Raw genomic sequence first — 25,094 nt, forward strand, 5'->3', positions numbered from 1 at the left:
AGCAATTACTGTATGCCCATACACTGTATATGATTACAGTACTCAGGAGAGCCCCATGGACCCGCGTTTGAATCAACTGCTGCAAAACAACACCGTATGGACCGGTCGTCATTGGCAACAGCAAGTGCCAGCCCATAGCACCGGTTACCAGGAACTGGACCAACACCTGCCGGGCCAGGGGCTCCCCAAAGGCGCCATCACCGAGATCCACTATCACCAAGACGGTATTGGCGAGCTGCGCCTGCTAATGCCCATGCTGGCCAAGCTGTCCCAGGAAAAGCGCTGGATAATCTTTATTGCCCCGCCCCACATCCCTTACGGGCCGGCTCTGGCCGCCATGGGCGTGGACTTGTCCAAAGTGCTGGTGGTGCATCCTTCCAAGATAAAAGACGAACTGTGGACCCTGGAACAGGCCCTGAAAAGCGGCGCCTGCAGCGCTGTGCTGGCCTGGCCCAAAGACGTGACAGACCCACAGATCCGCCGCCTGCAACTGGCCGCCCAAAAAGGCGACGCCATGGGCATTTTCTTTTATCGCCGCCAGCGCGCTCAAAGCCCGGCCGCCCTGCGCCTGGCACTGAGCAGCCAGCAGAACGTGGTCAATATCGGCATTGAAAAACGCAAAGGCGGCTGGCCTCTGCCCGCCCAAAAGGTAGACCTTGGCAGTGATGCCATTACCGGCCAGCAAAGCGCCAACGTGCTCAAGGGCCCCTGGGAACACTGACATGCGCTGGCTCTACCTGCACTTTCCCGACTTAGCACTGGAGCTTGGCAATGGCGGCCTCGTAGCCGAGCAGCCCCAGGCTTGCCTCGATAAAGAAAACCTCATCAGCAGCCTCAACAAGGCCGCTGCCGATGCAGGATTGCAACAGGGCATGCGCCTCAGTACTGCCCTGGCCCTGTGCCCGGTACTGGAGCAAGTCTCGGTTTCGCCCCTGCAATTGCACCAGGGCCTGCAAGCCCTGGCCCAGGCCGCTTATGACTTAGCTGGCCCCTTAAGCCTGGCGCCCCCCAGTGGCCTGCTGATTGAGCTTTCCTCCATGCAGCGCCTCTACGGTAGCGACCAGGCTCTGCTGGCCTGCCTGCATGACAATTTTCAACAGCTTGGCCACCAGCTTTGCAGCGGCATTGGCGCCACGCCTCTGGCCGCCCGCCTGTTGGCCGAGGTGGATATGGGCCCAATGCCCCTTGAAAGCGGCTGGGAAGTGCTGCGCAGCCTGTCCCTTTGCGCTTTGGGTTTGCCGGTTAACCTCAACGCTCGCCTGCAAAGGGCCGGGTTGCGGCAAATTGGCCAGTTGCTGGACCTGCCGCGCATGGAGCTGGGTAAACGCTACGGCGCCACCTTATTGTCGGTACTGGGCCGCTTGGAAGGCAGCCTCAAAGAAGCCCGCCAGCTTTATCACCCCCCTGAAGGCTTTGAGCGCCAACTGATCTTTAACCACGAAGTCAGCCAGGCTCAGGCCTTGCTGTTCCCACTCAGTGCCCAGCTGCAAGCCCTGGCTTTGTTTTTGGAAAAGCGCCAGCTGGCCTGTAGCCAGCTGCAATTAACCTTGTATTTTCGTGCCCAGGAGCCTTTGGAGCTTCCCCTAAGAGGCGCGGAGCCGCTGTGGCGCCATCATGACTGGCGTGATATTGCTCAGCTGCAGTTGGAAAAGCTGCGGCTGGACGCCCCGGCGGTGGCCATCGCTTTGCAGGCCCAGCAATTTAGCCCCAGAGCCCCGGGCAACAACGCCTTGTTCGAACCCTCAAGGCCAAACGAGCCCTTGCTTGGCCGCCTTATTACCCGCTTGGGCGAACAGGCCATACAGGGTATCTGCCTTAACGAAAACCACTGCCCGGAAGAGGCCTTTTTATGGGTAAGGCCCGGGGATAATTGCGCGGTAAAACCACAAAGGGCGCTACGGCCCCTGTGGCTATTGCCCAGCCCCGAGCCCTTGGATGATGCCCCCGACATTATTCGCGGCCCTGAGAGGCTGGCCAGCGGCTGGTGGCAAAACAGCATCAGCCGAGACTATTTCATTGCCCGCCATCCCCAAGGGGGGCTTTGCTGGACATTTAAAGACAAGGAAGAGCGCTGGTATCTGCACGGCTGGTTTGGCTGATGTTTGCCCAGCTGTGTACCCGCAGCAACTTTACCTTCCTGACCGGGGCCTCCCACCCGGAAGAGCTGGTCACCCAGGCCCATGCCCTTGGCTACCAGGCCATTGCCATTACCGATGAATGTTCGGTAGCCGGGGTGGTGCGGGCCTTCAGCGCTGCCAAAGAGTTGAGCATCAAATTGCTGGTTGGCAGCCTTATCCGGGTGGAAGACAACCTGGAGCTGACCTTGCTGGCCCCAAGCCTTGCCGCCTACCAAGAGCTTTGCGCCCTGATAAGTGATGCCCGACGCCAGGCGCCCAAAGGCCAGTACCGGCTGGCCCGCGAGCGCCTCTGCCAGTTGCGCCACTGCCTGCTGCTTTGGCACGCCAACCAAGCCGATGATGCTCTGGCCGACTGGTTGGCCCGCCATTTTGCCGGGCGCCTGTGGCTGGCACTCGGGCGCTACTACCACGGCGGAGAGGATGAACATATCGGCCGCCTTGAAAGGTGGGCCAAGGCCCGCCAGCTGCCCATTGTCGCCGCCCCCCAGGTACTGATGCACAGCCGCGATCGCCAGTCGCTGTTGGACTGCCTAAGCGCTCTTCGCCACCACACCACAGTCCAAGAAGCCGGTTGGCGCCTGAGCTGTAACCAAGAAGCGGTGCTGCACGACCTGCCCACGCTCGGCCAGCGCTATCCACAAGCCTGGCTAACCGAAACCCTTGCTATTGCTAAGCGCTGCCAGTTCAGCCTGGAAGAGCTCAAATACCGCTACCCAGACGAATGGCTGCCGCCAGGGCTCAGCGCCAGCCAGTACCTGGCCCAGGAAGTGGAAAAGGGCCTACACCGGCACTTCCCCCAAGGCCCTTCAGTCAAGGTACAAGGCCTTATCGCCAAGGAGCTGGCCCTGATTGGCGAGCTGGGTTACGAGCATTATTTTTTGACCCTCTATGACATCGTCAATTTTGCCCGCAGCCAAAACATTCTTTGCCAGGGGCGCGGCTCAGCGGCCAACTCGGCGGTCTGCTTTTGCCTGGGTATCACCTCGGTCAACCCCGAGCAGGGCAACCTGCTGTTTGAACGCTTTGTCTCCAAGGAACGCAAGGAGCCGCCGGATATCGACGTGGATTTCGAGCACGAACGCCGCGAAGAAGTGATCCAGTACATCTATCGCCGCTATGGCAGGGCCCGCACCGCCCTGACCGCCACGGTGGTAAGCTACCGGCGTAAAAGCGCCATTCGCGATATCGGCAAGGCCTTAGGGCTGGAGCTGCCGGTGATTGAAAGCCTGCTCAGCCAGTTGGATTGGCGGGACAAGCTGGACCCTTGGCGTGAGCAGCTCAAACGGCTTTGCCAAGCTAGAGGCGGCGTTTGGCCGCATTTTCTGGCGCTGGTCGATAGCCTTATCGGCTTTCCACGGCACTTGTCCCAACACGTGGGGGGCTTTGTGATAAGCCAGGTTCCCCTGGATAACCTGGTGCCCCAGGAAAATGCCGCCATGGAAGGGCGCACTGTCATTCAGTGGGACAAGGACGACTTGGAAAGCCTGGGGCTGATGAAAGTGGATATCCTGGCCCTTGGCATGCTCACCGCCATCCGTAAATCCCTGGCGATGATTCAGGAGCAAGGAGGCCCAGCCCTCACCTTGGCCACCATTCCCCAAGATGACCCTCGGGTATACGCCATGTTGCAAGAGCCCGACAACATCGGCGTGTTTCAGGTGGAGTCCCGGGCCCAGAGCAACATGCTGCCCAGACTCAAGCCCCGCATTTTTTATGATTTGGTCATCGAAGTGGCCATAGTGCGCCCCGGCCCCATCCAGGGAGACATGGTGCACCCCTACCTCAAGCGCCGCGACGGCATTGAACCGGTTAGTTACCCCTCCCCGGCTTTGCAGAAGGTGCTGGAGCGCACCCTAGGGGTGCCGCTTTTTCAAGAGCAGGTCATCGAAATTGCCATGGTGGCGGCCGGCTTTAGCGGTGGCGAGGCCGACCAACTACGCCGGGCCATGGCCAATTGGTCTCGTAACGGCCATATCGAAGCGTTCCGGCAAAAGCTGATTCAAGGCATGCAGGCTAATGGCTACGAACCGGACTTTGCCGAGCGTATCTTCGAGCAAATAAAAGGCTTTTCCGGCTATGGCTTTCCCGAGTCCCACTCGGCCAGCTTTGCATTGCTGGTTTATGTGTCGGCCTGGCTCAAATGCCACCACAGGGCCGCCTTTTGCTGCGCCCTGCTGAACAGCCAGCCCATGGGTTTTTACACCCCTGACCAACTGATACAGGATGCCCGCCGCCATGGGGTTGAGGTGTTGGCGGTGTCAGCGGTGCACTCTTATTTTGAGCACCGCCTTGAAGGCCAGGCACTGCGCCTGGGCTTTTGCCTGATAAAAGGCATCAACGCGGCCGCTATCGAGGCCTTTATCACCCAAAGACAGCAAGGGTCGCTCATGGCTGCCCTTACTGCGCTGCCCGCTGCCCAACAAGAACTGCTGGCCGGCTGCGGCGCCTTGGATGGGCTCTACCAACACCGCTTTGAGGCGACCTGGCAAAGGGCCAGCTTGGGTGAGCAACTGCCGCTTTTTGCCGGTATCGAAGAAAGTGCCTCTGCCAGCACGCAACTGGCGCCCCCCAGCGACCATGAAGTCATGCAGGCCGATTACCGCCAATTGGGGCTGACTCTGGGTACCCACCCTATGGCGCTGCTGCGCCGCCGGGGCCATTTTAGCCAATGGGTGACGGCGGCTGCTTTGCCACAATGTCGCCACGGCCAACTGGTACGAATTGCAGGATTGGTCACCGGCCGCCAACGCCCGGGCACCGCCTCGGGAGTGACCTTTGTCACCTTGGAAGACGAGACCGGCAATATCAACCTGGTGGTATGGGCCGCTACCGCCCATCATCAGCGCCAGCCCTTTCTCAAAGCCAGGTTGCTGGAAGTGGCAGGCACAGTAGAAAAGGAAGGGGCGATAGTGCATGTGGTAGCCGGCAAGCTTATCGACCACAGTCTGTTGCTAGACAAGCTGCCGGTACCGTCGCGGGATTTTCGCTGAGGTTAACGGCTACAACGGATCTGCCAGGTCAGCTGGTACTCGCCGTCGTCCGACACCATGGCGGCCATGTCGGCGTCGTCATCCAGGGTGGCACCGGTCATGGTGCGGTCAGAGGCGCGGTTCTTGGCCAGGGTATCGTCAGGCGCCAGCAGCTCCTGCTGGACTATGGTGAAGGAGGCAAAATCATGCTCCTGGCACTGCTCAAGGGCTTTGTCCTTGGCATCACTCAGTACCTCGGCGCGGCTATCCCCTTTGGCGGTAATGACATAGGTGCCTTCGGGCTTTTCCATGGCAGTGGTACTGCTGCAACCGGCCAACAACATCAGGGTGGCACTCGCGGTTAAAGCTAAGGTCTTCATATGACACTCCTTTTTCCTTGAAGTCCTGATTCAGGCTAGCCGCTCCCCCTTGGCTATAACCTGAACAGTGCCCCCAGAGCGCCGTTAACAAAAACGGTGGTACAGAGTGCGTTCAGCGCCGCCAGCGATAACAGCGCTCCGGCCGGCCAATGCTGCCGTAGGAAAGGTCGGCCACCAGTTCGTGCTGGGTCAGCAAGAACTCCAGATAACGCCTCGCAGTAGAGCGGCTGGCCCCGATAAGGGCTCCCACCTTCTCGGCGCTCAGCTGCGCCTGGGCGTCTTCTTGAAAGAGTTGCCGCACCTTGGACAGGGTCACCGCATCAATGCCCTTGGGTAGCCGGGTGTCGCTGGCCGCGCTGGCGCCGCTGTCGGTGCCCAAGAGTTTGTCCACCAGAGATTGGGTCAGCACTTCGCCTTGCTGCAGCTGCTGGTGGCGGGCACGAAACTTGGCAAGGGCCTGGTCCAGCCGGGCCAACATGATGGGCTTGACCAGAAAATCAAAAGCCCCCAGTTGCATGGCCTTTTCCAAGGCCGCCACCTCTTTGGCGGCGGTCACCATGATCACATCGCTCCCCACACCTTGGCGGCGCAGCTCACCCAGCAGCTCTAGGCCATTGCCGTCAGGCAGGTGGATATCCAGCAGCAACAGCTCCGGCTGGCCCAGCGCCACCAGCCGGCTTGCCGTGGCCTTGTCGGTGGCTATCCCCAGTACTTGGAAGTCGTCACATTGGCCGAGGTAATCGGCCAGCAGCTGGGCAACGGCAATTTCGTCTTCGACTATCACCACCGAATGGGGCATCAACGGGGTTCCTCCTGGGTTGGAGTCTTGGGCAGGTAAACACTGAAGCGGGCGCCGCCCAGTATGGATTGGCCAAGCTCCAGGCTGCCGCCCAAGGCTTGAATATAGGTTTGCACAAGGTATAGGCCGACACCGTGCTGGCGCCCGTCTTTGCTGGAATACTCCGGCGAGCAGAGACTGGCGAACTGGTCATCGCTGATGCCGCAGCCGCTGTCTTCCACATCAAAGATGATGTTGTTGCCCACATCGTCCAGCATTACCGAGATCCTGGGCGGGCGCACACGGGTTTTGACCGCCGCTTCAATGGCGTTATCAATGAGGTTACCGAGGATGGACAGCAGTTTCTCCACCAGCGCCGCCTCCCCGACCGCTTGCATCAGGCTGTCGGGCTCCACCGTCATCTCAACGCCCAGTTCCCGAGCCTTGTGGTATTTACCAAGCAGCAGGCCCACCACCATGGGCTCTTGGATATGCTCAATCAACTGATTGACCTGCTCTTGGTAGCCCTGGCTTTCAAGGCCGATAAACTCCACCGCCTTCTGGTAGGCCCCCATTTGGATAAGAGCGCCCAAGGTATTGAGCTTGTTGGAATAATCATGAGTTTGCACCCGCAACAGCTCCGAGAAGGCCTGCACCTTGGCCAGCTGCTGGCTGAGCTCTTCTATCTCGTCAACCGGGCGAAAGCTGATCAAGACGCCGTCGGTTTGGTCCTTGACCTTGAGGGGCAGGCGCGACAGCACCAGCCAGCGGTCGTTGGCGAAAAGCTCCACGCCGTTAAGGGGCTGCTCTGGGTCTTTGAGTAAGAACTCGGCCTGCTCTGGCAGCAGCATCTGGATATGGCGCCTGGGCTGGCCCGGTTGGCGGTCAGGCAGGCCCAACAAATCCTTGGCGCGGCGGTTGAGTTTGCGCACCACCCCATGGTTATCTAGGGCCAGGATACCGGTACGTACCGTGTTGAGGATGGCGTTTTGCTCCGCATAAAGGCGCCCTATTTCCTCCGGTTGCAAACCGTAAAGCGCCCCTTTGACCCGCCGGGCTATCCAAAGGGAGGCCAGGACGCCCAGCACCAAAAGCCCGGCGACCGCCGCCACCAGCGTGGCGAGCTTGGCCGATATCAGGGAATTGACCGAGGTCGCCAAAAAGCCCACCGACACCAGCCCCACCACCTTGCCTTGGGTATCGCGAACCGGCACCTTGCCCCGTAGCGAATAACCCAAGGAGCCTTTGGCCTCGGAGATATAAGAGCGCCCGTCCAGCGCTTCGCGACTGTCGCCCCCCACCATCAGCGAGCCGATGCGGGCAGGGTCTGGGTGGGTCAGGCGGATGCGCCTAGTGTTACCCACCACGATAAAGTCGGCGCCGGTGGAGCGGCGCAGCTTCTCGATAAAATCTTGCAGCCCTTGAGTGTCGCCATAAGCCAGGGCGTTTTGCACCTCGTCGAGCTCAGCGATGGATGAGGCCAGTGCTAACGCCTTTTTCCCCACTTCTTCACGCACGCTTTTTTCCAGCAAATGCTGGCCCAAAAGCGCAAACAACAACGCCTGGATAAGGCTAAGGGCCGTTATCCAGACGATAAGACGGGTTTCCAGACGTTTGATATGCCACATAGGGTCAAAGGGCCCCGCAGGGCCCTGCCGTCATAGGTTGTCCAATTGAGCGTCGCCCGGCGCCTTGTTGGCGCCGCGCCGGCTGCGAAGGTAATCGACCAAGGGTACCAGCAAAACCCCCACCGCCAACAGCATGATGCATAAGGTCAACGGCCTGTCCCACAGGAAGCTCAGGGAGCCGTCGGAGATCATCATGGCGCGGCGGAAGTTGCGCTCTATCATGTCCCCCAGGATAAAGCCGAGGATCAGCGGCGCCATGGGAAAGTCCATCAGCCGCAGCACCAGGGCGATCACCGCAAAGAGCACCATCATCTGCAGGTCGAAGGTGTTGAACGATACCAAGTACACGCCAATCAAGCTGAAGAACAGAATAAGCACCGTCAGCAGCTGCCGAGGCAGAGCTAGGGTCTTGGCGATGTAGGGAATCATCGGCAGGTTGAGGATCAGCAGCACCACGTTGCCGATGTACATGGACATGATCACCGACCAGAACACGTCGGGGTTTTCTTCCATCAGCAGCGGCCCGGGTTGCAGCCCGTAGGCGATAAGCGCGCCCAGCATCACCGCCGTGGTGCCCGAGCCCGGAATGCCCAGGGTCAGCAGCGGTACGAATGAGCCGGTACAGGCCGCGTTATTGGCGGTTTCCGGCGCGGCCAGGCCACGCAATGAGCCTTTGCCAAACAACGCCTTTTTGGCGCCCCGCGCCAGATTACGCTCGGCAGCGTAGGCCATGAAACTGGCGATGGTTGCCCCGGCCCCCGGCAATATCCCTACCAAAAAGCCCAGCACCGACGAGCGGCCAATCACAGGGGCAATCTCTTTGACCTCTTCCTTGCTGAGCTTGAGGCTGCCCATGTCGGTGTTGGCGGCCGCTTCGCTCTTGGCCTTGTCCTTTTCAGGCTTAAGTACACCAATGAGCGCCTCGGACAAAGCGAACATGGACATGGCCACCAGCAGGAAGCTGATACCGTCCAGAAGGTTGCTTTGCCCAAAGGTAAAGCGCTCAGCGCCGGAGGACGGGTCTATGCCAACGGTAGAGAGCATCAGGCCCAGCACCGTCATCATCATCGCTTTGAGGAACTGCCCTTTGTTGGAAAAGGCCGCGATGGCGGTCAGGCCCATCAGCATCAGCGCAAAGTAGTCGGCCGAGCGAAAGCTCAAAGACACCTTGGCCAGCAGCGGCGCCGCTACCATCAGGAAGATAGCGGCGATGGTACCACCGCTAAAAGAGGCGTAAGCCGCAATGGCCAGCGCCTTGCCGGCCTTGCCTTGGCGGGCCATAGGGTAGCCGTCAAAGGAGGTGGCCACGGTGCCGGCAACACCGGGAGCGTTGATCAAGATAGACGAGGTGGAGCCGCCGAAAATGGCGCCGTAATACACACCGGCCATCAGGATCATCCCGGAAGAAGGGTCGATGCTGTAGGTAACCGGTATCATCAGGGCGATGGCAGTGATGGGCCCGAGGCCCGGCAGCATGCCGATAAAGGTGCCGGCAAAGCAGCCCAGCACCACGTACATCAGATTTTTTATGCTGAGCGCTGTGGTCAGCCCCAGCAGGATCCCGTCAAGCATGGGTTAACTCCACAGTGAACCAGAAACAAGATAGATGCCCAGCAGGCGGGTCATCACCAGCCAGAACAGCACCACCACCGGCACTGACGCCAACAGCAGTACCTTGATGCGCCGCTCCCCCATTACCCAATAGCCGGCCAGCAAAAACGCCAGGGTCGCCACTATGAACCCCAAGGACTCCATGGCCAGCGCGTAAAGCAGCATCAGCCCCAGCAAGGCTGCGGTGCGCCCCATGGCGCGGCGAGAAAAGCCGGCGCCTTTTGCCTCGCTTTTGGCTTCGGTAAAGCTCAGCACCAAGGCCAGGAGGCTGAACAGCGCGCCAAGGCCGGCGTAAATTTTGGGCAGGGTTGAGGAGGTGACCGCGTCCCTTGCCTCGATGGGTAGTGGCACTATCTGCCAGGCGTAAAAGCCGTAAGCCAGGGAGAACACCAGGAACAGAAAGGCGCCCAGGCTGTCTTTGGTTATGTTCATCAGGTGCTCCTACTGGATAAAGCCGAGATCTTGCATGACCTGGCGCATGTCGGACTCTTGGCGCTCCAAAGACTGCAAGAAGGTCTTGGGCTCTTCATAAAGATTCAGCCAGCCGTTGCGCTTGCGCACCGCCTCCCACTGGGGCGTGGCCATCAGCTTTTTAAAAAGCGCGGCGTATTCGGCGACTTTGGCATCCGGCGTATCGGGAGAGGCAAACAGGCCTCGCCAGTTGGTAAAGCTCATGTCGCAGCCAAGGGACTTGAGGGTGGGGATATCGGGCCTGTCGGCTAACGGCTGCGGCGCCGTCATCGCCAAAATCTTGGCCTCGCCGGAGTCGGCCAAGTCCAGGGCTTCGCTCAGCCCAGTCGAAAGCAACTGCACCTCACCGGACAACAGCCCGGCTTTGGCACGGCCACCGGCGTCGTAAGGAATGTACCTAAGGGCCCGGCCATTGCCGGTAGCGGCTTCAAAAGCCTGGGCCGCAACCAGGTGGTCCATGCTGCCCCGGGCCGAACCGCCCGCCACTTTGACCAGTCTTGGGTCCTTACGGTAGGCCGCCACCACGGCGTCCCAGCTTTGATAAGGGGAGTTTTTGGTCACCACAAAGGCGCCATAATCGGCGATAAGCCCCACCACGGGTTTTAGATCCCTGAAGCTATTGGGTATCTGCCCGGACAGCGCCCGCAGCACTATGGGGGTGGAGTTGATCATCAACATGTCCCCCTGCTTGTTACCCATTTCGATAAGGTAAGCAATGGCGCGGCCGCCGCCGCCGCCCGAGAGGTTTTGAAAGGAGGTGTTGTCGGCAAGGCCAGCCTTCACCAACGCCTCTCCCGTGCCCCTGGCGGTGGTGTCCCAACCACCACCGGGCCCGCCGGGGATCAAAAAGTGGATATCGGTTTTGGCCAGCAGGCTACCGGGGAAAACCAGCAGCGCAGCCAACAAATAAAAGGCCTTCATGGCAGGCTCCTAGAACAGGTATTGAGTTCTGAAGGTCAGGGCGTTACCGGTATCTTCATCGCCAACAAGGGCTGCCCGGCCCGGTCCCCCCACCTTGGAGTGAATAAGGTTAAGCATGAACTTCACTTGCGGGCTGTAGTAATAGGAACTGCCCAGGGTGTAGGAAGTCACCTTGGTACCTTGGGTATCGGAGGCGGCATCCATACCGGAGACTCGCCCATAAAGCTCCCAGGCATTTTTAACGCCTTTGGGTTGGCTGAACACGGCGCTACCGGCTTTGTACTGGCGCTGCTCGCCGGTCAGGAAGTAGCTGGCCGTAACCGAATAACCGTTGTAATGCTGGCCGTCCAGGGGCGAGGTGGTGTCAGAGGTGTGCAGCTGGCGCTGGGCAAACTCGCCCTGCAGAGAAAACGCCTTCCACTGCCCTGCCGCTTCCAAACCGTATTGAGTTAAGTGATCGATAGCCACGGTCTCGCCGCCGGCGGCGTAATCGGCCAGCTTGACGCTGGTTTCACGGACCTCACCACGGGCAAAGGCACTGGAAAGTGTGTCGCCCCCCATTTCCCGATAAGAGCCCCAAAGGCCAAAGTGCAGGGTTTTACCGTCTCCTTGGATAGGCGCCCAGGTCAAACGCCCGGTCGTTGCCAAATCCAGGTTATTGTTCTTATTTTTACCGCTGTCGCCAAACGCATCGTTCTTATAAACACCGACGGCATAGCGCACCTTGGATGCCGGGAAGTACTGATAGGCCGCAACGCCCCAGCGAAAATAAGGCGAGAAGGCATCAGCCAGGTTGGAGCGCTCGATGGTGGTGATGTACTTGCTGCTGGAGAGGGCTTCAAGGGAAATGTCCTCCCTTATCTTACCTAGCTTGATAACCGGGCCGCCGTTAAAGCCCCTGTATTGAAGCCGGGCCATGGTGATCTCAGCGCCATCCTCGGCGAACTCCAACAGCAATTTATAGTCCCAGTCACCGCTTTCTTTTTCTGCAAAAAGCCGCGCCCTGCGGGCAAAGAGATCCGAACCGGTATGGCCTTGATGGTTGGCGTTATAGGCTCCATCAAAAAGGTTGTAATCGAGCTGCAAACGGCCACCGATGGAAACGCTGGCGAAGGGCTCGCTTTTCTCTTCCTTTGCCTCAAGCTCACCGACCTTCTTGGACAAAGCGTCGATCTGCGCTTTAAGACTCTCCACAGATGTATCTGCTCCCCAGGCCGGGTTAAGCCCGGCAACACTCCCCAGCACAACCAGGGAGCCCAATGCTGACATTCTCATTATTCGCTGCCTTTCGTTTATTAAGGTTATTGTCGCGAGTGGCACCCCAAGCGCCGCCGCAACAGAACGTTAACGTCAAGGAAAAGCAAAGAGAACTTATCGGCCATAACGAGCGTTTTGTGCTTTTTGTTCACAGGCATCATCCAATAGCACGTAAACAAAATGCACCGTCGTTAGGTAATGCCCATGTCAAAAGCCAGGGTAAATCTGCCCGGAGAACGCTCAAGTAGGAAATGTTCGGCAGGTTAAGAACGCCCCATCCGATTGAAGTTTGGGGATGGTCAACGAACTCAATGTATCCCTCAGATGACATTGCTGAGGTGCAGAATACTATTGAGCTTCGACACTCAGCAGGGATGAGCTAAGGGTGAGCGCCAGGGAGGGCGCGAGTCATGCCACACCGCTAGCGGCGGTGGGTAAGCCTTGAAGTGAAAGCGCCGCTTTCACGCAGGCAAACGCGAGCACACAGGATGTGCAAGCCGGGTGACTCGCCAGGGAAGGTTTGCGATAGGGGGCTAAAACGAAAAAGGCCCAGTCGTTAGACTGGGCCTTTTTGTTTATTAGGTGCCTGGCGGTGACCTACTCTCACATGGCGAATGCCACACTACCATCGGCGCGGCTGCGTTTCACTTCTGAGTTCGGAATGGAGTCAGGTGGTTCCACAGCGCTATTGCCGCCAGGCGAATTCGTTTAAGTCCGCTCTTGCGAGCCAACTTATCAATTCGGATTAAGCTGATAACAGTGCTTTCGATTCTCTCGCCTTACTTTGGCGTCCCACAAAACCCTTTGGGTGTTGTATGGTTAAGCCGCACGGGCAATTAGTACTGGTTAGCTCAACGTATCGCTACGCTTACACACCCAGCCTATCAACGTCGTAGTCTTCAACGACCCTTTAGGAGACTCGAAGTCTCAGGGATGACTCATCTCAGGGCTCGCTTCCCGCTTAGATGCTTTCAGCGGTTATCGATTCCGAACTTAGCTACCGGGCAGTGCCACTGGCGTGACAACCCGAACACCAGAGGTTCGTTCACTCCGGTCCTCTCGTACTAGGAGCAACTCCCTTCAATCATCCAACGCCCACGGCAGATAGGGACCGAACTGTCTCACGACGTTCTGAACCCAGCTCGCGTACCACTTTAAATGGCGAACAGCCATACCCTTGGGACCGACTTCAGCCCCAGGATGTGATGAGCCGACATCGAGGTGCCAAACACCGCCGTCGATATGAACTCTTGGGCGGTATCAGCCTGTTATCCCCGGAGTACCTTTTATCCGTTGAGCGATGGCCCTTCCATTCAGAACCACCGGATCACTATGACCTACTTTCGTACCTGCTCGACGTGTCTGTCTCGCAGTTAAGCTGGCTTATGCCATTGCACTAACCTCCTGATGTCCGACCAGGATTAGCCAACCTTCGTGCTCCTCCGTTACGCTTTAGGAGGAGACCGCCCCAGTCAAACTACCCACCAGACACTGTCCTCAACCCGGATAACGGGTCTAAGTTAGAACATCAAACATACCAGGGTGGTATTTCAAGGTTGGCTCCACCCGAACTGGCGTCCGGGTTTCATAGCCTCCCACCTATCCTACACAAGTAGGCTCAATGTTCAGTGTCAAGCTGTAGTAAAGGTTCACGGGGTCTTTCCGTCTAGCCGCGGGTACACTGCATCTTCACAGCGATTTCAATTTCACTGAGTCTCGGATGGAGACAGCATGGCCATGGTTACACCATTCGTGCAGGTCGGAACTTACCCGACAAGGAATTTCGCTACCTTAGGACCGTTATAGTTACGGCCGCCGTTTACCGGGGCTTCGATCAAGAGCTTCACCTTACGGCTAACCCCATCAATTAACCTTCCGGCACCGGGCAGGTGTCACACCGTATACGTCCTCTTTCGAGTTTGCACAGTGCTGTGTTTTTGATAAACAGTCCCAGCCATCTGGTCACTGCGACTCTCGTCTGCTTACGGAGCAAGTCCTTCACAAACAAGAGCGTACCTTCTCCCGAAGTTACGGTACTATTTTGCCTAGTTCCTTCACCCGAGTTCTCTCAAGCGCCTTAGTATTCTCTACCTGACCACCAGTGTTGGTTTGGGGTACGGTTCCTATGCAACTGAAGCTTAGAGGCTTTTCCTGGAAGCGTGGCATCAACAGCTTCGTCACCGTGGTGACTCGTCTCGTGTCTCGGAATTAAGCGCCCGGATTTACCTAAGCACTCTCCCTACGCACTTTCACATGGACAACCAACGCCATGCCTGCCTAGCCTTCTCCGTCCCCCCATCGCATTGCATAGAAGTACAGAAATATTAATCTGTTTCCCATCGACTACGGCTTTCGCCCTCGCCTTAGGAGCCGACTCACCCTGCCCCGATTAACGTTGGACAGGAACCCTTGGTCTTCCGGCGTGGAGGTTTTTCACCCCCATTAACGTTACTCATGTCAGCATTCGCACTTCTGATACCTCCAGCATGCCTCCCGACACACCTTCGCAGGCTTACAGAACGCTCCTCTACCGCTCACGCTAAGCGTGAACCCGTAGCTTCGGTGCATAGCTTAGCCCCGTTACATCTTCCGCGCAGACCGACTCGACTAGTGAGCTATTACGCTTTCTTTAAAGGGTGGCTGCTTCTAAGCCAACCTCCTAGCTGTCTAAGCCTTTCCACATCGTTTCCCACTTAGCTATGACTTTGGGACCTTAGCTGACGGTCTGGGTTGTTTCCCTTTTGACAACGGACGTTAGCACCCGCTGTCTGTCTCCCGGATAGTACTCTTGGGTATTCGGAGTTTGCATGGGTTTGGTAAGTCGGGATGACCCCCTAGCCCAAACAGTGCTCTACCCCCCAAGGTATTCGTCCGAGGCGCTACCTAAATAGCTTTCGAGGAGAACCAGCTATCTCCCGGTTTGATTGGCCTTTCACCCCTAATCACAGGTCATCCCCTACTTTTGCAACAGTAGTGGGTTCGGTCCTCCAGTACCTGTTACGGCACCTTCAACCTGCCCATGACTAGATCACCGGGTTTCGGGTCTATACCTTGCGACTGGACGCCCAGTTAAGACTCGGTTTCCCTACGGCTCCCCTATTCGGTTAACCTCGCCACAAAATATAAGTCGCTGACCCATTATACAAAAGGTACGCAGTCACACCACGAAGGTGCTCCTACTGCTTGTACGTACAGGGTTTCAGGTTCTATTTCACTCCCCTCGCCGGGGTTCTTTTCGCCTTTCCCTCACGGTACTGGTTCACTATCGGTCAGTTAGGAGTATTTAGCCTTGGAGGATGGTCCCCCCATATTCAGTCAAGATACCACGTGTCCCGACCTACTCATCGTGTGCAACAACAGCTGGCATTTCATGTACGGGACTATCACCCTGTATCGCGGCACTTTCCAGAGCCTTCCACTATACCAACCGCTGATAAACACACTGGGCTCTTTCCCGTTCGCTCGCCGCTACTGAGGAAATCTCAATTGATTTCTGTTCCTCGGGGTACTTAGATGTTTCAGTTCTCCCGGTTCGCCTCTGCACCCTATGTATTCAGATACAGATACTGACTTATGTCAGTGGGTTTCCCCATTCGGAAATCATTGGCTCAAGCGGTTCTTATCACCTCACCAATGCTTATCGCAGATTAGCACGTCCTTCATCGCCTCTAACTGCCTAGGCATCCACCCTGTACGCTTAGTCACTTAACCATACAACCCCTAAGGGTTTCGCTTGCGCGAACATATCGCCCGTTAATGGCGACATCCGTATGTGACTAACACCTGGTTTTTCGCCGGACGCTCAAAGTAAAACTTGAGAATCTCGTTTAAATTGCAGTGTTATCAGCTTTCCGAATTGTTAAAGAACTAGAAAGCCCGCTCGAAAGCGGGCTTTTCCAAATAATCTGTGTGGACACTGCAACAGCAGGTATCTCTTTAGTAAGGAGGTGATCCAGCCGCAGGTTCCCCTACGGCTACCTTGTTACGACTTCACCCCAGTCATGAACCACACCGTGGTAAACGCCCTCCCGAAGGTTAAGCTATCTACTTCTGGTGCAGCCCACTCCCATGGTGTGACGGGCGGTGTGTACAAGGCCCGGGAACGTATTCACCGTGGCATTCTGATCCACGATTACTAGCGATTCCGACTTCACGGAGTCGAGTTGCAGACTCCGATCCGGACTACGACGCGCTTTTTGGGATCCGCTTACTATCGCTAGCTTGCTTCCCTCTGTACGCGCCATTGTAGCACGTGTGTAGCCCTACTCGTAAGGGCCATGATGACTTGACGTCGTCCCCACCTTCCTCCGGTTTATCACCGGCAGTCTCCTTTGAGTTCCCGACATTACTCGCTGGCAACAAAGGATAAGGGTTGCGCTCGTTGCGGGACTTAACCCAACATTTCACAACACGAGCTGACGACAGCCATGCAGCACCTGTCTTAGCGTTCCCGAAGGCACCAAGGTATCTCTACCAAGTTCGCTAGATGTCAAGAGTAGGTAAGGTTCTTCGCGTTGCATCGAATTAAACCACATGCTCCACCGCTTGTGCGGGCCCCCGTCAATTCATTTGAGTTTTAACCTTGCGGCCGTACTCCCCAGGCGGTCAACTTAACGCGTTAGCTCCGGAGTCCACGTTTCAAGAACACAAACTCCAAGTTGACATCGTTTACGGCGTGGACTACCAGGGTATCTAATCCTGTTTGCTCCCCACGCTTTCGCACCTGAGCGTCAGTCTTTGGCCAGGGGGTTGCCTTCGCCATTGATGTTCCTTCCGATCTCTACGCATTTCACCGCTACACCGGAAATTCCACCCCCCTCTCCAAGACTCTAGCTTGCCAGTCTTAAATGCAATTCCCAGGTTAAGCCCGGGGCTTTCACATCTAACTTAACAAGCCGCCTGCGTGCGCTTTACGCCCAGTAATTCCGATTAACGCTTGCACCCTCCGTATTACCGCGGCTGCTGGCACGGAGTTAGCCGGTGCTTCTTCTGCGAGTAACGTCACAGCTGATACGTATTAAGCATCAACCTTTCCTCCTCGCTGAAAGTGCTTTACAACCCGAAGGCCTTCTTCACACACGCGGCATGGCTGGATCAGGCTTGCGCCCATTGTCCAATATTCCCCACTGCTGCCTCCCGTAGGAGTCTGGGCCGTGTCTCAGTCCCAGTGTGGCTGATCATCCTCTCAGACCAGCTAGGGATCGTCGCCTTGGTGAGCCGTTACCTCACCAACTAGCTAATCCCACGTAGGTGCATCTGATAGCAAGAGGCCCGAAGGTCCCCCTCTTTGGTCCGTAGACATCATGCGGTATTAGCCATCGTTTCCAATGGTTATCCCCCACTATCAGGCAGCTCCCTACGTATTACTCACCCGTCCGCCGCTCTCAAGGGAAGCAAGCTCCCCTCTACCGCTCGACTTGCATGTGTTAGGCCTGCCGCCAGCGTTCAATCTGAGCCATGATCAAACTCTTCAATTAAAAGTGTTTGATGCTCAATGAATTGCTGAAGTGTTGAACACTTCACTTCATCGAGTAGTTCTCAATTTTTGAGTCTACCCAACTGTGAGTGCCCACACAGATTACTTGGATTCAATTGTTAAAGAGCGTCGCTTTCTCAAGCGAGGAGGCGCATTCTACAGCCTCCCAATACAGTGTCAAGCCCTTTCGCTTCACACTAAACTTCGTTTTTTAAGCCTTTCGACTCAACCCCCGAAGCGGGCCGCCATTTTACTCTTCCGCCCAGCACCGTCAAGCTTTCTTTTCAGGCGCTTTGCCGAAGCCTCCTTGGCGACGGGAAGCGAAGTATGGGCGCCTCCTAGAAAAAAGGCAAGCCCAGAAAAACACTTTTCAGCTCAACTGGTTGTTATTTGTTCACGACAAGCCAGCCGGGAACATCGGCAATGCTGTCAAGCACCACGGTTGCCAGCGAAACACCGTCATTAGCAATAGATTTGCCGGTTTTTACCAGAACCGCCTTGCTGATGCCAGCCGCTTGGGCAGCCCGCATATCATCGGCTTTGTCGCCGACAAAGGCCGAGCGAGCGAGATCAATATTGAGGTCATGCTGCGCTTCCAACAACATGCCAGGTTTGGGTTTTCTGCAATCGCAGTCGACTTTGTACTGACCGATACCCTTTTCAGCATGGTGAGGGCAGTAATAGACACCGTCGAGCAAGACCCCATGGTCTTCAAAGTTCCAGTCCATCCACTGGGTCAACTCTTGGAAATCTTCCTCGGTATACATGCCACGGGCAATACCAGACTGGTTGGTGATAACAACAACCAGATAACCCTGCTCCTTAAAGGCACGGCAAGCATCGAAAACACCATCGATAAATTCAAAGTCATCTGTTTTGCTCACGTAACCGTGATCGACATTAATGACTCCGTCGCGGTCAAGAAATACGGCAGGTTTCATCTTGGCGCTGCTGCTCCACTGGCTGAAAGGTCGAAAGAGGGATTGTTAGGGTAAAGCCACTTGGCACGTTTTCTTATGGCTTCTTCCTGTTGCTTGTCGCCAAGAGCTTGGGCGGCTTCAAGCATATATATGAAGGTGTCGGCTCTGACAACATGGTCACTGAACTGCCAGCCCCACTGAATAAACGTCTGCAGAGTTTTGATGTCGTGACTCTTAAGGGCAAGTTGTAGACGAGCATACATGGCGATGTGCTCGATATGGCTTTGAAAGACGATGGGATTAACAATATCCAGCAGCGGAGCCAGAGGAGAATCCCCCTCTTTAGCCACTTTGTTGGCTCGAGCCACCTCAACCAGTTTATAAATAGTATGTAGGTTGGTCACCATGAACAAGCACCCTACCAGCAGCCCAATCACGCTCAACGACTTGAACACATAAGGTAACTTTACCTCACGCTCGTGAACCTGAGCCATCCTTGACTCGGCAAGGAACAGTAAAAAGAGAAACGCAAACCAGTGAGTAGCCGAATGGTAGAAGGGGTATTCAGTAAGGGAATGCAAAGCAAAGGGCAGTAACAACGCGCCGTAGCCAAGGCCACATCGCCCTAACCGAGCCAATCGCCAGATAAAGTAACCAACAAAAGTCAGCAATGCGAAAAGTGGCAGGCACCCGCCCTCCACCGCCCAAAACAATAGCTCGTTATGGGGATGGTCAACATTAGCTAGAGCCAGCACACCGGATTGTGAAAAGGTAACGGCTCGCTGCTGGGCATAGGCAGCTTCAAAGCCGCCAAGGCCAACACCGGTAAAAGGATGTTCACTGAAAAGTGCCCAGCTAACCCGCCAGATATCCGTGCGTCCACTGCTGCTTTCAGCCACGCCAGCCCGAATAAGTGCGGATAGTTCAGTAAATACCATCCCGGCCAATTCACCGATGACAATAAAGGCAAGTGCCGTAAACAAAGCCCGCCGGTTCTCGCCTTTAGGCGCCCAAAGCAACAAAAGCAGCACGCCAACCAATGCCAAAATGCCGGTCCGGGACAATGTGACATAAAGACCAAAACCACAGAGCCCAAGAGTCAGATAGATAACACCCAGCCACATGGACTTTTGCCAAGGCTTGGCGGCAGGTAGGGGGTGTTTTATCAACAGCCAAAGGCCTCCAGCAATACCCATGGCAAGATAGCTGGCAAAAACGTTAGGCTGTTGGAAGATACCTTGTGGACGAATGGCATCACCGGCTATGCGCCCTATCGGCAGCCACTGCCACCCAAATAACTGCAGCGCCCCCAATAAGGTTTCAATGCCCACTGAGCACAGTAAAATGAAGAGCAAAGTTCGCTCATCGCGCTTTGCATCAAAGCATTGAAAGAGCGCAACAAAGAAAAACAGCCCTCCCAGCACGCCAAAGAATCGCCCAATGGCATATTCACCGGTCTGCTGTGACCAGGCAAAAGGAAGAAATAAGGCGATAAAAAGCAACATATAAGCCAGCCAACTTGATGGCAGGCGCCAAACACCTCGGTTTGCCGCACTAAACACCCCAATGGTGCCAAGCAGCAGGGCTGCCACCCAAACCGTGTTATTAAAGGCTATTTGAAGGCCATAACCGCCAAGATTGTGTTGAAAATAGTGGGCTGAAAACAAAAAGAGCAGCCCAAAGGCTGCCCATGCAAGCTTATTATTCTGGGCGTTATCCACGTGGGATATCCTTGCTTATTGGTTTTGGCTGATACTATCACCCCGGCCAATAGCGTAGTAGGTAAATCCTTGCGCCTTCAGGGCCGCCGGCTCATACAGGTTGCGCCCATCAAAGATCACCGGCTCAGACAACGACGCTTTGATCCGTTCAAAATCCGGTGCTCTAAAGGGCTGCCATTCAGTACAGATGGCCAATGCATCGGCACCGGCAAGGGCCTCTTCCAAGGTGGAAACCAATTTAAGATCGGAGCGCTGGCCATAAATGCGAGTGGTTTCGTCCATGGCTTCAGGGTCGAAGGCCTGCACTTTAGCGCCGGCTGCCCATAACGCTTCCATCAGCACCCGGCTTGACGCTTCTCGCATATCGTCGGTATTGGGTTTAAATGCCAACCCCCAAAGCGCAATGGTTTTTCCCTCGAGCTCACCTTTAAAATGACGGTTGATGAACTGGAACAGCTTCTGCTTTTGCCGGTAATTAACGTCCTCAACAGACTGCAACAGTGCGGGCTCATAACCCACCTGCTGCGCCGTGCGTACCAGAGCCTGTACATCTTTGGGGAAACAGGAGCCGCCGTAGCCACACCCGGGATAGATAAAGTGGTAGCCAATACGCGGATCAGAGCCAATCCCCTTACGCACTGCCTCAATATCCGCGCCCAGCAGCTCGGCAAGGTTGGCGATTTCATTCATAAAGCTGATCTTGGTAGCCAACATGCAGTTAGCCGCATATTTGGTCAACTCAGCACTGCGCACATCCATCACAATCACTTTGTCATGGTTGCGGTTAAAGGGTGCATAAAGCTCACGCATGGCTTTTTCAGCCTCGCTATCGACGGTGCCGATAACAATACGGTCAGGCTTTTGGCAATCACTCACCGCGGCGCCTTCTTTTAAGAACTCCGGGTTAGAGACCACGGCATAAGGCAAAGACTCGCCCCGCTCAGCAAGCACTGCGGCGACCTTGGCACTGACCTTATCCGCAGTACCGACCGGAACCGTCGACTTGTTGATGATAACTTTACGCCCCGCCATGTGCCGGGCAATGGTTTCAGCCACGGCAAGCACGTACTTGAGATCTGCCGAGCCGTCCTCATCAGGCGGTGTACCTACAGCGATAAACTGCAACTGCCCATGGCCTACGCCCATGGCGGCATCGGTAGTAAATACCAAGCGCCCTTCCCTTGTCCCTTTGAGCACCAGCGCTTCGAGGCCGGGCTCGTAAATAGGAATAACACCCTTTTTCAGGCCGGCGATCTTGTCTGGGTCAATATCGACACAGCACACATGATGCCCAGCATCCGCCAACACGGCAGCCTGCACCAACCCAACATACCCAATACCAAAAACGGTGACCTTCATCCGCGACTCTCACTAGACTCGAGCTTAAAGACTGCCAGCACTATACCAGCAAGGGCCTGGCTGCGCCTGCTCAGTGGCTGCATCTGCCTATTTTGCAAACACAGAATCCCCCCTCACCGCGCCGTAACAAATGTTTCAGGCCAGAGTGAAGCCGTGGTATCTTAAGCAAGTATTATTTCCTCTGTAACACTCGATATTCCTTTGAACCGGCAAGGGTTGCCCCAGCGCAGATCGCGGGTTAAATTTGTTACGCTAGATAGAAGGTAAACTGGAAAATGAAAACCAGTGAAGACTGGCTTCCCCATTTTAGACGAGCAAAAAGTCTTGAAACCTTGGAGCTGATGGTCAAACGCGCTTTAGAAGAATGCGCGACAGCCAGTGAAAAATTTCAAGTTTATAAAGCCGAAGAATTAAGGGAGCAAGAGCTGGAAAGGCTCAATGCCCCCGAGCGATTTAGACGCCTTTAAAACAGCCCCTTATGTGGGCTGTTTTTTTAGACGCCGTAAAAATCGCGATACCACTTCACGAAGTTGGCAACGCCGTCCTTTACTGACACTTTAGGCCGATAATCAATAACCTGGAATAGATCTTCAGTTTCAGCCCAGGTAGCGGGTACGTCGCCAGGCTGGATAGGCATCAGGTTACGTTTGGCACTTTTACCTGATGCACTTTCGATGGCTTCAATAAACTCGGTTAGTTTAACCGACTGGCCGGCACCGATATTAAATACGCGGTAGGGCGCACTGCTCTGCCCTGCACTGCCTTGCTCTGGCGACCATCCATTTTGAGGCGCAGGAGGCTTTTCAGCAATACGCAGAATAGATTCGACGATGTCATCAATATAAGTGAAATCACGTTGCATTTGACCGTGGTTATACACGTCGATGGCATCGCCATTGAGAATGGCCTTAGTAAATTTAAACAGCGCCATATCCGGGCGCCCCCAGGGGCCGTAGACGGTGAAAAACCGCAAACCGGTACAGGGAATGTTATAAAGATGAGCATAAGTGTGGCTCATCAACTCATTGGCTTTTTTGGTCGCGGCGTAAAGCGAGACCGGGTGATCGACCGAGTCTGCCACCTTAAACGGCATACTGGTGTTTAAGCCATAAACTGAGCTGGATGAGGCATACACCAAATGCGGCGTTTTTTGGGCACGGCATCCTTCCAGCACATTCAGGTGACCAACAAGGTTGGCGTCGGCGTAAGCGTGTGGGTTGTCGATAGAATAACGGACACCAGCCTGGGCCCCCAGGTGAATCACGCGGTCAAAAACAGGGCCGGCAAAAAGTGCCGCCATACCGGGGCGATCAGCCAAATCAAGCAATTGAAAAGTAAAGGCGGGGTATGCGTTTAATTGTGCCAGACGCGCCTCTTTGAGGCTGACATCGTAATAGTCGTTCAGGTTATCAATGCCGGTTACCTGAAAACCGGCGTCAAGCAAGCGCTTGGCAACGTGAAAGCCGATGAAACCAGCAGCGCCGGTGACTAGATAATGCATGGGATGCCCTCGTATTTTACGCGTCAATGCTAACAAAAAAGGGCACCCGAAGGTGCCCTTTTATCAGCTGCGATAGCCATTGGGGTTTTGCGACTGCCAACGCCAGGCGTCTTGCATCATCTGCTGCAGCGTCTTTTGTGCGCGCCACTCCAATTGCTCGGCGGCAAATTGCGGGTCTGCAAAACAGATGGCGATATCTCCGGGCCGGCGTGGTACTACCTTGTATGGAACCGGCCGCTGGGCGGCATCTTCAAAAGCCTTGACCATATCCAGCACCGAATAGCCGTTACCTGTGCCCAGGTTATAAGCCTGCCCCCCCTGCTGCCCTTTAAGCTTGTTCAAGGCGCATAAGTGCCCTTTGGCGAGATCCACCACATGGATGTAGTCACGCACGCCGGTGCCGTCAGGGGTTGGGTAGTCATCGCCAAACACTTGCAGTTCTTTTAGGCGACCCACCGCTACCTGGCTTATGTACGGAAGTAGATTGTTGGGAATGCCGTTAGGGTCTTCGCCAATCTGGCCCGACTCATGCGCTCCGACGGGGTTGAAGTAACGCAGCACAGCGATAGCCCAACGCTCATCAGCCTTGGCAAGGTCTGCTAACACACACTCAACCATGTGCTTTGACGTGCCATAGGGGTTGGTGGTCCCCCCGGTTGGTGACTGTTCGGTAAGCGGAACCGTCTGGGGATCGCCATACACTGTGGCGGATGACGAAAACACCAGTTTGAAGACGTTGGCTTTCGCCATCGCCTCACACAGCGTGAGCGTACCAGTGACGTTATTTTGGTAATAACGCAGCGGCTGCTGCACGCTCTCGCCGACCGCTTTGAGGCCAGCAAAATGAATAACCGCCTCGATGGGGTATTGGGCAAACAGGCTATCGAGCAGAGCTCGGTCAAGGATATCGCCTTCAACGAAGCTCGGCTCACGGCCAGTAAGCCTCGCAACCCTCACTAAACTTTCTGTGGTGCTATTGGAGAGGTTATCGAGCACCAACACCTCATGCCCTTCGCTTAAAAGCTCAAGCACTGTATGAGAGCCGATATAACCGGCGCCGCCGGTAACCAAGATCATGGTCAGATATCCAAGGACTTAAGGAAGGCGGCGAACTTTTTACCCAGCTTGGGGTTACGTAAGCCGTAGGTAACAAAGGTCTTCATATAACCCAGTTTGTCGCCACAGTCATGGCTGTAGCCTTTGATACGATAAGCCTCGACATCCTGGCGCTCCATCAGCAGCGCGATGGTGTCAGTCAATTGGATCTCACCGCCGGCGCCAATGGGGGTTTTTTTCAACAGTGGCCACAGTTCTTTGCCGAACACGTAGCGCCCTACTACCGCCATGTTAGACGGCGCCTCTTCCTTGGCTGGCTTTTCGACAATGGCAGACATCTTGGCTGATTCACCAGCGGCTATATCAGCACCCTGCAAATCCACCACGCCATAGCTACTCACCGCTTCCATGGGCACCGCTTCTACCATCACCTGGCTGACGCCGGTTTCTTCAAAACGCTTAACCATCTCCGCCATGTTATCGGCTCTAGGATTAGCTGCCGTGTCGTCGATAAGCACGTCAGGCAGCACGACAGCAAAAGGCTCGTCACCCACCAGCGGCTTTGCACACAAAATGGCATGGCCAAGGCCCTTCGCCTCGCCCTGGCGCACCTGCATGATGGTCACACCATCAGGGCAAATGCTCTGCACTTCTTCCAGTAGCTGCCGCTTGACCCGTCGCTCCAGCATGGATTCAAGCTCAAAACTCTTATCAAAGTGGTTTTCGATGGCGTTTTTGGAGGAATGGGTGACCAGCACAATCTCTTTGATGCCAGCGGCAATACATTCATTAACCACATACTGGATAAGAGGCTTATCCACCACCGGCAGCATCTCTTTGGGGATAGCCTTAGAGGCAGGTAACATGCGGGTGCCGAGGCCGGCAACGGGGATCACTGCTTTCATTTG

17 protein-coding genes and 3 rRNA genes are annotated in these 25,094 nt (G+C 55.8%); 4 read left to right on the forward strand and 16 right to left on the reverse strand.

The features are described from left to right. Positions 1–55: 55 nt before the first annotated feature. From imuA to AC22G1_RS12480, 3 genes are read left to right on the forward strand one after another with little or no spacing between them, the layout of a single operon-like run. Positions 56–721 carry a translesion DNA synthesis-associated protein ImuA gene (imuA, locus tag AC22G1_RS12470; RefSeq protein WP_487313669.1) on the forward strand — a complete coding sequence of 222 codons (666 nt, stop codon included), beginning with the start codon at positions 56–58 and terminating at the stop codon, positions 719–721. Between the two features lies 1 nt (position 722). Further along, a complete protein-coding gene (locus AC22G1_RS12475) occupies positions 723–2,099 on the forward strand; it encodes a Y-family DNA polymerase (RefSeq protein WP_487313670.1) in 1,377 nt (458 codons plus the stop codon). Beyond that, the gene (locus AC22G1_RS12480; RefSeq protein WP_487313671.1) at positions 2,099–5,128 is read left to right on the forward strand and encodes an error-prone DNA polymerase; all 3,030 of its coding nucleotides are present in this window, start codon (positions 2,099–2,101) and stop codon (positions 5,126–5,128) included. Before AC22G1_RS12475 ends, AC22G1_RS12480 begins: the two co-directional genes overlap by 1 nt. 2 nt (positions 5,129–5,130) lie before the next feature. Here the strand turns inward: AC22G1_RS12480 and AC22G1_RS12485 are convergent, their stop codons facing one another. The 13 genes from AC22G1_RS12485 to AC22G1_RS12545 form a co-directional block, all read right to left on the reverse strand. After that, positions 5,131–5,487: a hypothetical protein gene (locus AC22G1_RS12485; protein WP_487313672.1), complete on the reverse strand. Its 357-nt coding sequence runs from the start codon at positions 5,485–5,487 to the stop codon at positions 5,131–5,133. 112 nt (positions 5,488–5,599) lie between these two features. Next, positions 5,600–6,286, reverse strand: a complete 687-nt coding sequence (locus AC22G1_RS12490; RefSeq protein ID WP_487313673.1) for a response regulator — start codon at positions 6,284–6,286, stop codon at positions 5,600–5,602. Beyond that, on the reverse strand, positions 6,286–7,893 hold the full coding sequence (locus AC22G1_RS12495; RefSeq protein ID WP_487313674.1) for an ATP-binding protein: 1,608 nt from the start codon (positions 7,891–7,893) through the stop codon (positions 6,286–6,288). Before AC22G1_RS12495 ends, AC22G1_RS12490 begins: the two co-directional genes overlap by 1 nt. A 30-nt stretch (positions 7,894–7,923) precedes the next feature. Further along, positions 7,924–9,465 carry a tripartite tricarboxylate transporter permease gene (locus AC22G1_RS12500; RefSeq protein ID WP_487313675.1) on the reverse strand — a complete coding sequence of 514 codons (1,542 nt, stop codon included), beginning with the start codon at positions 9,463–9,465 and terminating at the stop codon, positions 7,924–7,926. A 3-nt stretch (positions 9,466–9,468) separates the two neighbouring features. After that, a complete protein-coding gene (locus AC22G1_RS12505) occupies positions 9,469–9,936 on the reverse strand; it encodes a tripartite tricarboxylate transporter TctB family protein (protein WP_487313676.1) in 468 nt (155 codons plus the stop codon). 9 nt (positions 9,937–9,945) lie between these two features. After that, positions 9,946–10,896: a tripartite tricarboxylate transporter substrate binding protein gene (locus AC22G1_RS12510; protein ID WP_487313677.1), complete on the reverse strand. Its 951-nt coding sequence runs from the start codon at positions 10,894–10,896 to the stop codon at positions 9,946–9,948. A gap of 9 nt (positions 10,897–10,905) precedes the next feature. Next, positions 10,906–12,171 carry an OprO/OprP family phosphate-selective porin gene (locus AC22G1_RS12515; RefSeq protein ID WP_487313678.1) on the reverse strand — a complete coding sequence of 422 codons (1,266 nt, stop codon included), beginning with the start codon at positions 12,169–12,171 and terminating at the stop codon, positions 10,906–10,908. A 566-nt stretch (positions 12,172–12,737) separates the two neighbouring features. Then, a 5S ribosomal RNA gene (rrf, locus tag AC22G1_RS12520) occupies positions 12,738–12,852 on the reverse strand. Between the two features lie 116 nt (positions 12,853–12,968). Next, positions 12,969–15,864, reverse strand: a 23S ribosomal RNA gene (locus AC22G1_RS12525). Between the two features lie 229 nt (positions 15,865–16,093). Beyond that, positions 16,094–17,630, reverse strand: a 16S ribosomal RNA gene (locus tag AC22G1_RS12530). The 16S, 23S and 5S rRNA genes sit together here, the layout of an rRNA operon. A gap of 385 nt (positions 17,631–18,015) precedes the next feature. After that, entirely contained in the window at positions 18,016–18,570 is a 555-nt protein-coding gene (gene gmhB, locus AC22G1_RS12535) for a D-glycero-beta-D-manno-heptose 1,7-bisphosphate 7-phosphatase (RefSeq protein ID WP_487313679.1), read from the reverse strand. Further along, positions 18,567–20,270: a PglL family O-oligosaccharyltransferase gene (locus AC22G1_RS12540; protein ID WP_487313680.1), complete on the reverse strand. Its 1,704-nt coding sequence runs from the start codon at positions 20,268–20,270 to the stop codon at positions 18,567–18,569. Before AC22G1_RS12540 ends, gmhB begins: the two co-directional genes overlap by 4 nt. Positions 20,271–20,285: 15 nt before the next feature. Further along, positions 20,286–21,629, reverse strand: coding sequence for a UDP-glucose dehydrogenase family protein (locus AC22G1_RS12545; protein ID WP_487313681.1), 1,344 nt, complete (start codon positions 21,627–21,629; stop codon positions 20,286–20,288). Positions 21,630–21,904: 275 nt separating this feature from the next. Here AC22G1_RS12545 and AC22G1_RS12550 point away from each other — a divergent pair, with 275 nt between their 5' ends. Next, the gene (locus tag AC22G1_RS12550; RefSeq protein WP_050660363.1) at positions 21,905–22,096 is read left to right on the forward strand and encodes a hypothetical protein; all 192 of its coding nucleotides are present in this window, start codon (positions 21,905–21,907) and stop codon (positions 22,094–22,096) included. A 26-nt stretch (positions 22,097–22,122) separates the two neighbouring features. Here the strand turns inward: AC22G1_RS12550 and AC22G1_RS12555 are convergent, their stop codons facing one another. From AC22G1_RS12555 to galU, 3 genes are all read right to left on the reverse strand, one after another. After that, the gene (locus tag AC22G1_RS12555; protein WP_487313682.1) at positions 22,123–23,130 is read right to left on the reverse strand and encodes an NAD-dependent epimerase; all 1,008 of its coding nucleotides are present in this window, start codon (positions 23,128–23,130) and stop codon (positions 22,123–22,125) included. A gap of 63 nt (positions 23,131–23,193) precedes the next feature. Next, positions 23,194–24,207, reverse strand: coding sequence for a UDP-glucose 4-epimerase GalE (galE, locus tag AC22G1_RS12560; RefSeq protein WP_487313683.1), 1,014 nt, complete (start codon positions 24,205–24,207; stop codon positions 23,194–23,196). 2 nt (positions 24,208–24,209) lie between these two features. Next, a complete protein-coding gene (gene galU / locus AC22G1_RS12565) occupies positions 24,210–25,091 on the reverse strand; it encodes a UTP--glucose-1-phosphate uridylyltransferase GalU (protein WP_487313684.1) in 882 nt (293 codons plus the stop codon). Between the last annotated feature and the right edge of the window lie 3 nt (positions 25,092–25,094).

Source organism: Gallaecimonas zhanjiangensis (assembly GCF_057624825.1).